Genomic DNA, 10,711 nt, shown 5'->3' with positions numbered 1-10,711 from the left:
ACAAGCCGTGAACCTAACACTTCAATCGAGACTCTGGGCGCAAAAGTCTCAATTGAACTATCCAACTTTCTCTAAATCCGCGCCAGTCCCTGTTTGAAGTGTAAATCGACAGATCTGATCCTCGTTTCTGAGTGATGGCAAGTCGGGGCATGTGTCTAGCCTCACGCTGTTCTTCCGGCATCTTATGCAAGGTCCACGGCCAGCCGGATTGCTGCAAGTGCGCCAGCACAGGCCGTCGTGAATGCCGCGCGCGTATTGAGCATCTGTGACCGGTTTAACGCGACGACCAACCGATTGATGTCCGCGGCGCTCAGTTCCTCGCGCCGCGTGATCCGCCTGACCCGGTGACGGCCGGATGCCCACCAGAGCCAGGCGGATGCCATCGCAAAGCCGACGATGGAAAGATCGAGTATGGTGGAGAGGTTATGCATGTGTCGGCTGCTCGTTTTATGAACGTCCCTAGCGTCATCGCGGCCGCAAGCCAGTGAACGAACTGCGGCCCTCCCGTTGTCGCTCTGCGCTTACCCACTGGCGCCTTCTAGTGGCTCAAGAAACGGCCGGGCGGCGTCGATGGCTGCCACGCATTCCGGTGCAGCCTCGGTAAGCAGCGTGACCGGGTCGGCAAAACCGATCCAGACGCCGAATGCGCTTGATGACGCCCACCACAGATCGTCCAAAGCACGGTTGACGATCTGCGCTCCTTGCTCGGTTACACAGGCGACGAGCGAGGCCACTACCTCCTGCGGGGCGCTGGTGTCGGCAAGCGACCTTGCGATGTCCTGCTGCAGCGGCTCGAGAAGAAGAAAGGTGATCAGGGCGACCAGCATGTCGTGCATTGTTTCAACTCCTTGCGTCCGAACATGTCGAGCTCAATTCCAAGTGCGCCATCTGGCAGCCCTGGCGATGGACTTGCTGTCCAGCGCCAGGGCCGAGCCTTAGGGGCGCGGCAATTCTTCCGGCCCGATATGCGGCGGCTGAGACCGCGTCTTTACCAGGCTCCAGACCACGCCCGACGCGATGATAGCGAAGGTGATGCCAAGCGAGAGCGCGGCGGGGAACTTCTCGAGACCGAGCAGGTCAGCGACGAAGATCTTCGACCCGATGAAGATCAGCACGATCGCGAGCGCCGGCTTTAGGTATTGGAACCGGTGGATCATCGCAGCGAGCGCGAAGTAGAGCGCGCGCAGGCCGAGAATGGCGAAGATGTTCGACGTGTAGACGATGAATGGGTCCGTCGTGATAGCGAAGATCGCCGGTACCGAATCCACGGCGAAGATCACGTCGGCGATCTCGACCATCACCAGCGCCATGAAAAGCGGCGTCATGAACCAGACGAGCTTGCCAGTTTTCGGATCGGGCTTCTTGACGAAGAAATCCTGGCCGTGGTGTTCGTCGGTCACGTTGAAGCGGCGCCGCAGGAAGCCGACGATGGGGTTATTGCCGATCTCGGGCTCCTTGTCGCCGATCCACAGCATCTTGATGCCGGTGATCACCAGGAACGCGGCGAAGATGTAGAGCACCCAGGAGAACTGCGAGACGAGCGTCGCGCCGAGGCCGATCATGATGGCGCGCAGGACGATGACGCCGAGGATGCCCCAGAAAAGCACGCGGTGCTGGTATTTGCGCGGAACCGCGAAAAAGGAGAAAATCAGCGCGATGACGAAAACGTTGTCGAGCGCCAGCGTCTTTTCGACCACGAAACCCGTCACATAGTTCATACCGGATTCCGCGCCGAGCTGCCACCAGACAAAGCCGCCGAAGGCCAGACCGAGGGTGATGTACATCGACGACAGGATCAGGCTTTCGCGCACCTCGATCTCGTGATTGTCACGGTGAAGGACGCCGAGGTCGAAGACCAGAAGCGCGATAACAATCGAGATGAAGCCGAGCCACATCCAGACCGGCTTGCCGAGCCAGTCGGCGAACAGAAATGCAAATTCCACGTGAACTCTCCAGCCGGTCGTCCACGGTGAAAAAATGTCCGACATCGCGAGAGGACCGGCATCTCTCGCCAGAGGGGCCCGGACTGGGGCAATCAACATGTCCGCCGCCGATCCCGCAGGATCGGCGGCGGTAGACCAGCTAGGTTGCGGCCGAAGTCAAACGGCGGATCAGGACGGTCACAACGCCCAGGATCGCGACGCCGACAAGCCACACGATCGCGATCAGCGGTCCGTCAAGCGGCGCGGCGATCTGTGCGAACCAGGCGATCAGGCCATCGGCAGCGCCCATGCCGGCCATCCAGCCGACCGCCGCCTCGACGGCGGCATAGGCAGCAAGCGCGAGCAGCGACCATGCGACGATCAGGGCAACGCCGCCGTAGCCGACGACACGGTTGAGCTTTGCCGCTTGGCGCGGTTGAAGGTGCATGGATGCGCCCTCACGCCCGCGGCCGCGCCATCGTTGGCGTGAAGGACCTGCGGCGGATCACTGGGATGACTGTCGCCTGCCCTTCCCGGTTGAGCCGCTCCAGATATTCGATCTGCTCGCGAAACCGCAGCTTGAGCTTCTTTAACCCGTAGAGCCTCAGGCTGTCGGGCGCGGGACGCGCCTGTTCATGCTCGATACGGGCCTGGATTTGTGCGCGACGATTGCGCAGCGAGTTCAGGAACGGGTCCATGTTCATACCTCCGTGTTGACCACGAGGCTGATTTGGGTATGCCTTTGCGATTGCGCCAATTGATTGTTGAAATCGTCATGATAGTCGTCAACTATCAGCCATGCCGTTCCGACCAACCCTGCGCCAGCTCGAATATGTCGTCGCCCTTGCCGAATGCGGTCATTTCGGCAAGGCCGCCAAGCGCTGCCATGTCTCGCAACCCACGCTGTCCGTTCAAATTGGGATCGTCGAAGAAAATCTCGGCATCCAGCTCTTCGAGCGGACCTCGGCAGCGGTCCTGATCACGCCAGCCGGAGAACGCTTTCTCCATGGAGCACGCGTTACGCTTGCCGCGATGACCGATCTGATGGATGCCGTCGCGCAGGACAGCGCTGCCTTGGGCGGTGTCGTCAGGCTGGGTACGCCTCCCAGCTTCGGGCCGTACTTCCTGCCGACCTTCCTGCCGCCCCTCCACCGGACATATCCCGACCTCAGAATCTATATCGTCGAGGATCGCCCTGCCGCGATCGAAACCTCTGTCGCCGAAGGCACGCTCGATTGCGGTGTCGGCCCCTCATGCGGCGAGCCCTCCTTGACCTTCATCCCGATTGGCAGCGAGCGGCTTTATCTCGGCGTGCCGGCCGATCACCGCTTTGCGCAAAGGCGATCCGTTGCCATGAAGGAGCTGGCAAACGAACGCCTTCTGGCACTGGGGAGCGGCAACCGTCTTTTGGAAAATGTCCAGCACCTGGCGAAGGCGTCGGGTGCGACGGTCGTCGACGACTATGTCGGCACCAGCCTCGACGCGATCCGCCAAATGGTCTCGATAGGTATGGGCTGTTCCCTGTTCCCAGAACTTTACGCACGGGCGGAGTTCCGCAACGCGGAAGACGTGCATCTCCTTGAGGTGAGCGACTGGCGCGAGACCCGCGAAGTCGGGGTCTACTTCAGGACAACGGCCGGCCGCGCGGCGCATTTTGAGGAACTGGCCAAAAGGGCCAAGGATGCGGCACAGGCGCTCGGCGTCGGGTAGCTAAACGACTCCGATCTGCGCCGAGCCCTGCTGCAGGAGCATTCGCAAGGCCGGGTTCGGAAAACGCCGTTCCATCGTCACGGCAAAGAAGGTCTCCGTGATCCCCAGCGGCTCATCGCCCTCGACGAGGAGGCCGGCCGCCAGCTCGTCCTTGACGACGATGGGCGGCAGGACGGCAAGGCCGACATCTTCGCGGGCCAGAAGCCGCATCATCGCCATGTCCTCGACCTCCGCGACGATCTGCGGGCGCACCATCAGGCGATCGGCAAGAGCGTCGAAGCCGGCGCGCACGCTGCTCTCCAGCGTCGGTACGATGACGGGATGGTCGCGCAAAAGATCGACGAGGCCCGCTCTGCCAAAAAACCGATGCGGCGTGCCGACGAGGCCGACTGGCTGTTCAGCGATCCGATGCGCCACGAAGGGCGTCAGTACATCACGCGCGGGCGCGTGGTTGATGAGCACGACGTCGAGGTTCAGTGCTTCCAGCGCGCGCAAAAGCTCGGCGGCCCCGCCGGAGCGCAAGACGAGCTCAATATCGGTCCGGCCGAGAACGGGCCGCAGAAACTCCATCTGGAAGTTGCGCGACAAGGTGGCGAGCGCCCCGACCCGCAGCGCCTGGCGCGCCGTACCGGTTTCGCGAAGCGTGCCTAGCAGTTCCTCCCCGGTCGCGAAGATCGCATCGGCATGGTCGAGCGCGATGCGGCCGGCTTCGGTCAGATGAAGCTGTCGTCCGCGCCGGTCGAAGAGCGCATGGCCGAGCTGCTCTTCAAGTTTGCGGATCTGCACCGAGAGCGCTGACTGGGTCAGGTTCAAGCGCGCGGCCGTGCGCGTGAGGTTGCCGTCGTGGGCGACGGCCCGGAAATACCGCAGATGGTGATAATTGAGCGCTGCCATGCCGTTCGATAATAGCGAACGGAATTTAGCAAACAATGCATTTTCTTTCGGAACGCGGCTCGGCTAGCAGCAGGGTGTCGCCACCGCACCCAAGGAAACCACCTTGTCGCTCAATCTGCTGCCGCTCGCCGCACCGCTGTTCCTGCTTCTCGCCGCACTGTTCGCGTCTTCGCGTCCGGGTCGAAGGGCCCCGCACGTAGCGGCCGTCGCCGAGCGAGCCGCCATGTCGGCCCTCGCTATCGCGGCCGGTTCGCTGGTTCTCCTACTGCTGCAGGGTCCGGGCGACAGCGCCCTCATAGGCTCGGCTGGTATAGGTCTCTCCGCGCGGCTCGACGTGATCAGCGTGACGATGCTGCTTCTGGTCTCCTTCGTCGGCTGGATCGTGCTGCGCTATTCGCGTACCTTGCTCGATGGCGAAGCACGGCAGGGCGCGTTCACAGGCTGGCTGTGCGCGGCGCTAGCCGCGGTCCTTCTCCTCGTTCAGGCCGGCAATCTCGTGCAACTGCTCGGCGCGTGGATCGCGACGAGCTTTGCGCTCCATCGCTTGCTGCTCTTCTATCCCGAGCGCATCGGGGCGCAGCGCGCGGCGCGCAAGAAGCGGCTCTTCGCGGTCCTTGGCGCCCTGTCGCTGGCAGGCTCGGTGCTGTTGATGAGCGTGGCCTTCGGCACGACCGATATCGCCGCGATCAATACCATGGCGCGGACCGGCGACGTTTCCTGGCACGCGCCGGCAGCGGCGGGGTTACTGGCGCTCGCGGCGTTGTTGAAATCGGCCCAACTCCCGACCCATGGCTGGCTGACCGAGGTGATGGAGGCGCCGACGCCGGTCTCGGCGCTGCTCCATGCAGGCGTCATCAATGCCGGCGGCTTTCTCCTCATCCGCTTCGCTGACGTGATGCTGCTCGCGCCCGGCGTGCTGGCGGTGCTGGCGATGGTCGGCGGCTTCACCGCCCTCTTCGGCGCACTCGTCATGCTGACCCAGCCAGCAGTCAAGACCTCGCTCGCCTGGTCGACCGTGGCGCAGATGGGCTTCATGATCCTGCAATGCGGGCTGGCGCTGTTCCCGTTGGCACTGCTCCACATCGTCGCCCATTCGCTCTACAAGGCCCATGCTTTCCTGGCCTCGGGCGGTGCCGTCGAGCAGGTCGCCTCGATCCGCCGGCCGGGACCGGTGGCCATACCAGATGGCGGCGCGGTCGCCCGCGCCTTCTTCATCGCGTTGGCGATCTATGGCGCGATCGGTGCAGCCTTCGGTCTTGGCTTCGGGTTTGAGCACAAATCACCCCAATCGCTCGCACTCGGCGCCATCCTCATCTTCGGCGTCGCCTATCTGCTGGCCCAGGGGCTAGCGGATGCCGCACCGCGCGCCCTGACGACAAGGACAGCAATTTACGCGACCGCAGCTGCCCTCGGCTACTTCGCGCTCCAGACGGTGGCCGAATGGCTGACGGCGGGCGTGCTGCCGGCGACGCCCGCGCCGGGGAGGCTCGAATGGACCCTGATGGCGCTCGCCGTCCTGACCTTCGGCCTGGTCGCAGTCGCGCAGGCGCTGTTCCCGCTCTGGGCGGGCCATCCGGCGGCTGCCGGCCTGCGGGTTCATCTCTCCAACGGGCTTTATGTCAACGCCATGCTCGATCGCATGCTGGGCGGCTGGTCCGTCCGCAAGCCCTCGTGACGCTCAAGGATCAGGAAAACCTCATGCTGATGACTGTACACAAGACCCCACTTCCCGGCTCCGAAGCAGTCATGGCTGCGGCGCACGGCGCAGCGCGCGCCATCCCGCCGCTCTGGCCGCTGGCGTCCAGCGTCGCTGTCAATCCGTTCCTTGGCCAGACGGGCGAACCGCTGGCTGTCGCCGCTGCGCGGTTGCGGCGGGTCGCCGGCATCCGGCTCAACATGCCGCGCGACTGGTATCGGGAGCGCCACCAAAGCGGCGAACTCACCGACGAAGATCTGGCCGAAGCGCTTGGAGCGGCGCCAGCATCAATGCGCCCAAAAACGGTTCCCGCGCTAAAGCAGGCATTGAATGTCGAGACGTCGGCGGCGCGGTCTTTGCCGACCGTCGCCGAGTTGGCGCGCGAGGCCAGCGGCATCGACTGGCAGGCCGTGGTCGATGAGCGCATCAGCCATTGGGCGGCAGGCTATTTCGATCAGGGCCAAGCGCTCTGGGCCGCAGCGCAAGGCCGCAGCGCCTATGCCTCCTGGCGCACCGTCGCCATGCATGACCTGACCCCGGAGATCGTCGGCCTTGCCCGCTTCGCCGGCACCGTCGCGGACGCTCCCGAAAGCGCCGAGGCCGCCCTGATCGACGCCGTCGAGACGCTCGGCCTGTCCGAGTCGGCGCTGGAAAGCTGCTTCCACCGCCTGCTGGCAAGCCTGGGCGGCTGGGCGCAGCTCGCACGCTATCGCCTCTGGAAGGCCGCACTGGCAGGCGGGACCGACAAGACGGTGATCGATCTCCTTGCCATTCGTCTCGTTTGGGAAGCTGCACTTCTGCGGCAATACGAGCACGAGATCGGCACGCAATGGCGCGAGACCGTGACCGCCCATGCCGAACCGGTCGCCGCAAGCGCGGAGGATCATGTCGATGCGATCCTCCAGGAGGCCGCTGAGCGCGCCGCCCAGAGGCAGCTGCGGGCCCTCTTCGCCGAACCGCGGCCCGCCGTGCCGGCTTCGTCGCGTCCCGCGATGCAGATGGCCTTCTGCATCGACGTCCGCTCGGAGGTCTTTCGCAGGGCGCTGGAAACGCTCGATCCCGGGATCAGCACGCTCGGCTTCGCCGGTTTCTTCGGCATGGGGATCGCGCACCGCCGCTTCGGCTCGGACGTGGTGGAAGCCCGCCTGCCCGTTCTGCTCCGGCCCGGTCTCTTCACCTGCTCGGGAGAGCAGACGCCTGAGACCGAGCGCGCGGATCGCACGGCACGGATCGCGGCCCGTGCCAAGCGTGCCTGGGGTCGCTTCAAGCTCGCCGCCGTCTCCTCCTTCGCCTTCGTCGAGGCGACGGGGCCAGTCTATGTCGGCAAGCTTCTTCGCGACGCGCTGGGGCTCACCCGCAATGCCGCACCGAACGACCCGGCGCCACGGCCGGCCGACACGATCGGCCTCGACCAGCGGATCGAGATGGCCGAAACCGTCCTCAGGGCCATGTCGCTCACCGATCGTTTCGCGAGGTTGGTGCTGATCGCCGGCCACGGCGCCAGTGTCGTCAACAACCCGCATGCCAGTGCACTCCATTGCGGGGCCTGCGGCGGCTATTCGGGCGAGGTCAATGCCCGGCTGCTCGCCTCGCTGCTCAACGCGCCCGACGTGCGCACCAGCCTTCTCGCACGCGGCATCGTGGTTCCCGAAGACACCTTGTTCCTGGCGGCGCTCCACGACACGACGACCGACGACGTTACCATCTATGACGCCGATCATTCCTCGGTGGAGCACGCCGCGGACCTGACGGCGGCCAGGGGTTGGCTCCAGACCGCAGGCGGGCTCGCGCGGGCCGAACGGGCAAGGCGCCTGCCCCGCGCCGAGACACAGGCCGATATTGCCCGCCGCGCCCGCGACTGGGCCGAGTTGCGACCCGAATGGGCGCTCGCCGGCTGCCAGGCTTTCGTCGCCGCGCCTCGGTGGCGCACGACGGGTTGCGACCTGGGGGGCCGGGCGTTCCTGCATGATTATGACTGGCGGCGCGACGAAGGCTTCGGCGTGCTGGAACTAATCCTGACCGCACCGGTCGTCGTCGCGAGCTGGATCAGCCTGCAATATTACGGCTCAACCGTCGCGCCGGAAGTCTTCGGCGCCGGCAACAAGCTCCTGCACAACGTCACAGGGGGAATCGGCGTCGTCGAAGGCAATGGCGGCCTCCTGCGCGCCGGCCTGCCCTGGCAGTCCGTCCATGACGGTAATGAGCTGGCGCATGAACCGCTGCGGCTCTCCGTCGTCATCGAGGCCCCGCAGAAGGCGATCACCGGCATCCTCGAGCGCCACGCGGACGTCCGGGCACTGCTCGACAATCGCTGGCTCCATCTCTTCGCCCTCGGCGAGGACGGCCGCATGGCCTGGCGTTACGCCGGCAACCTCTCCTGGGACGAAGCGGAGGTGGAAACCTTGCGACTTCAGGCGCACGCATGAAGACCTTCGTTCCGCAAGCTGTCCCCCTTGCAGACGCCGGCCACCGGTATTCACCCTATGCCTGCCGGCATGCCGTGCTCGCCACGATGCACGGAAAGGAGGAAGCAATCGCGCCCGTCCTGCGCGACCGGCTCGGACTGATCGTCTCGTCCGCGCCGGATATCGACACCGACGCACTCGGCACCTTCACCGGCGAGATCCCGCGCGCCGGCACCATCCGCGAGGCGGCAATCGCCAAGGCGCGGCTGGGCATGAAGGCAACCGGCTTGCCGATCGGCCTTGCCAGCGAAGGCAGCTACGGCCCGCACCCGCAGATCCCATTCGTTCCCGGTGGGGTCGAGCTCATGGTGCTCGTCGACGATATGCGCGGCATCGTCGTCAGCGAGCATCTGATCGAGGACGCGCCGGTCTTCGGCCACGGTTATGTAGTTGCTGGCGACGATGTGACGCCCATCCTGGATCGTCTCGGCTTTCCCGCGCACGCCTTGATCGTGAAGCCGGCCGAGAGCGAAGGTGGAGCAGGCAACATCCACAAGGGCCTGCGCGACAGAACCGCGCTCGAGCTGGCCGTCATGTCGGCTAAGGCGCAATCGGACGACGGCCGGGCGCTGATCCAGACCGATATGCGCGCCCACATGAACCCGACCCGGATGGCGACGCTCGGCCGCCTTGCCTCTGCTCTCGCCGAACGGCTTTCCGCGCTGTGCCCGGCCTGCCGCACGCCCGGCTACGGACAGGTCGATGTCGAGATCGGCTTGCCTTGCGAATGGTGCGGGACGCCGAGCCTCATGGTCCGCCACCGCGTCTTCGGCTGCGTCGCCTGCCCGCATCGTGAGAACCGGCCGCGCGGCGACGGGCTGACCAAGGCCGATCCGGGACACTGTCCCTTGTGCAACCCATGACCGGACGATGGAGAAAGGCCGATGACGAAAGCTGATGACGCGCCGCAGACCAATGACGAGCGGATCGCCTGGGTTCTGGCGCATCCTCGGATGAGCCCATGGCTGAAGGCGGCCCTCGAAGGCGCCAGGAAATGCCATCCGGTGGAAGTGCAAAACGATCTTGAGATTCTCAATCTGCTCCTGCGTGCGTATGTCGCCGAAGGCCTCGGCGCCAACGTGCGGAATTCGAACATGACGTGAAGTGTGTGGTGATAGGGTCAGTGGCGTCGCATCTGATGCTGGGGCCGGTCGGCTACGACCGTTTACGGCTTCCGTCCACCAGATTCTGATGGCCGCAATGGGCCTACGCTGACCAAGCAAACTTTGCCCAACAGGGCAGTGCGGGAAAGGCAGCTAACCGCCAAGCGCTTCCAACAGCGGACCGTCCGGACTTGATGCGGTGGACGGCTCTCCTCCCTCCCTGCGGTATGATCGCGGGATTGAAGATGGAGGAGCACCACGATGAGCAACATTGTGACGATCGGTTTGGATATTGCAAAGTCCGTTTTTCAGGTCCACGCGGTGGATTCGTCCGGCGAGGTTGTTGTTCGCCGAAAGCTGACGCGAGGGCGTGTCCTCGCCTTCTTCGAAAGTCTGCCACGATGCGTGATCGGGATCGAGGCCTGCAGTTCCTCGCACTATTGGGCTCGCGAGCTGATCGCACTCGGCCATGATGTGCGGCTGCTGCCGGCACAGTACGTAAAGCCCTATCTGAAGCGACAGAAGAATGATGCAGCCGACGCAGAAGCGATCTGCGAGGCCGTGACCCGACCGACCATGCGCTTCGTGCCGGTGAAGTCGCCTGAGCAGCAAAGCGTGATGATGCTGCACCGGGTCCGGTTGATGCTCAACCGCCAGCGCACTCAGATATCGAACGCGCTGCGGTCATTCGGGACCGCCTGCGGCAGCCATTTCGCCACGCGATGGTTCTGCATTATGCCGTCGAAGCCGATCAGGGCATGGTCCGCCAATTCGGTGATGCTGCCGGGTCGGCCGTGCTGCTGGACGTAACTGTCGATTTACGTTTCAATTGAGATCCGCGTATTGTGCAATTTCAATTGTTTGCGCGAGACTGGAGTGTAACGCTTTGCAGTTCAAATGGGACCTGAGCAGAAATTTGTT

At 64.4% G+C, this 10,711-nt stretch carries 11 protein-coding genes and 1 pseudogene; 6 read left to right on the top strand and 6 right to left on the bottom strand.

The genetic code is table 11. From position 1 onward, the window contains the following. Positions 1-182: 182 nt before the first annotated feature. From FY036_RS00315 to FY036_RS00295, 5 genes are all read right to left on the bottom strand, one after another. Positions 183-431, bottom strand: coding sequence for a hypothetical protein (locus tag FY036_RS00315; RefSeq protein WP_148912737.1), 249 nt, complete (start codon positions 429-431; stop codon positions 183-185). Between the two features lie 90 nt (positions 432-521). Then, on the bottom strand, positions 522-836 hold the full coding sequence (locus FY036_RS00310) for a hypothetical protein (RefSeq protein ID WP_090597687.1): 315 nt from the start codon (positions 834-836) through the stop codon (positions 522-524). Between the two features lie 99 nt (positions 837-935). Continuing rightward, positions 936-1,943 carry a TerC family protein gene (locus FY036_RS00305; protein ID WP_090597686.1) on the bottom strand — a complete coding sequence of 336 codons (1,008 nt, stop codon included), beginning with the start codon at positions 1,941-1,943 and terminating at the stop codon, positions 936-938. Positions 1,944-2,082: 139 nt separating this feature from the next. Further along, positions 2,083-2,370 (bottom strand): hypothetical protein, encoded by a 288-nt coding sequence (locus tag FY036_RS00300; protein ID WP_090597685.1) that lies wholly within the window; start codon positions 2,368-2,370, stop codon positions 2,083-2,085. Between the two features lie 10 nt (positions 2,371-2,380). Beyond that, a complete protein-coding gene (locus FY036_RS00295; protein WP_161601057.1) occupies positions 2,381-2,620 on the bottom strand; it encodes a YdcH family protein in 240 nt (79 codons plus the stop codon). 100 nt (positions 2,621-2,720) lie between these two features. On the opposite strand from FY036_RS00295, the gene FY036_RS00290 reads away from it, so the two are divergent. Further along, a complete protein-coding gene (locus tag FY036_RS00290) occupies positions 2,721-3,632 on the top strand; it encodes a LysR substrate-binding domain-containing protein (RefSeq protein WP_090597683.1) in 912 nt (303 codons plus the stop codon). On the opposite strand, the gene FY036_RS00285 is transcribed toward FY036_RS00290, so the two are convergent. Then, positions 3,633-4,526 carry a LysR family transcriptional regulator gene (locus tag FY036_RS00285; protein WP_090597682.1) on the bottom strand — a complete coding sequence of 298 codons (894 nt, stop codon included), beginning with the start codon at positions 4,524-4,526 and terminating at the stop codon, positions 3,633-3,635. It lies immediately after the preceding gene. Positions 4,527-4,629: 103 nt separating this feature from the next. On the opposite strand from FY036_RS00285, the gene FY036_RS00280 reads away from it, so the two are divergent. From FY036_RS00280 to FY036_RS00260, 5 genes and pseudogenes are all read left to right on the top strand, one after another. Further along, positions 4,630-6,201 carry a proton-conducting transporter transmembrane domain-containing protein gene (locus FY036_RS00280; protein WP_148912736.1) on the top strand — a complete coding sequence of 524 codons (1,572 nt, stop codon included), beginning with the start codon at positions 4,630-4,632 and terminating at the stop codon, positions 6,199-6,201. A gap of 23 nt (positions 6,202-6,224) precedes the next feature. Then, entirely contained in the window at positions 6,225-8,648 is a 2,424-nt protein-coding gene (locus FY036_RS00275; protein ID WP_148912735.1) for a YbcC family protein, read from the top strand. Next, positions 8,645-9,550: a DUF6671 family protein gene (locus tag FY036_RS00270; protein ID WP_090597680.1), complete on the top strand. Its 906-nt coding sequence runs from the start codon at positions 8,645-8,647 to the stop codon at positions 9,548-9,550. The genes FY036_RS00275 and FY036_RS00270 overlap by 4 nt, the downstream gene beginning before the upstream one ends. 21 nt (positions 9,551-9,571) lie before the next feature. Further along, on the top strand, positions 9,572-9,790 hold the full coding sequence (locus FY036_RS00265; protein ID WP_090597679.1) for a hypothetical protein: 219 nt from the start codon (positions 9,572-9,574) through the stop codon (positions 9,788-9,790). A gap of 261 nt (positions 9,791-10,051) precedes the next feature. Further along, positions 10,052-10,495 (top strand): annotated as a pseudogene (locus FY036_RS00260) (IS110 family RNA-guided transposase); the annotation flags it as partial. Positions 10,496-10,711 lie beyond the last annotated feature (216 nt).

The organism is Neoaquamicrobium microcysteis, from assembly GCF_008180155.1.
GTDB lineage: Bacteria > Pseudomonadota > Alphaproteobacteria > Rhizobiales > Rhizobiaceae > Aerobium > Aerobium microcysteis.
Note: the sequence above shows the minus strand (reverse complement) of the source record. Positions and strands in the feature narration are given on the sequence as shown.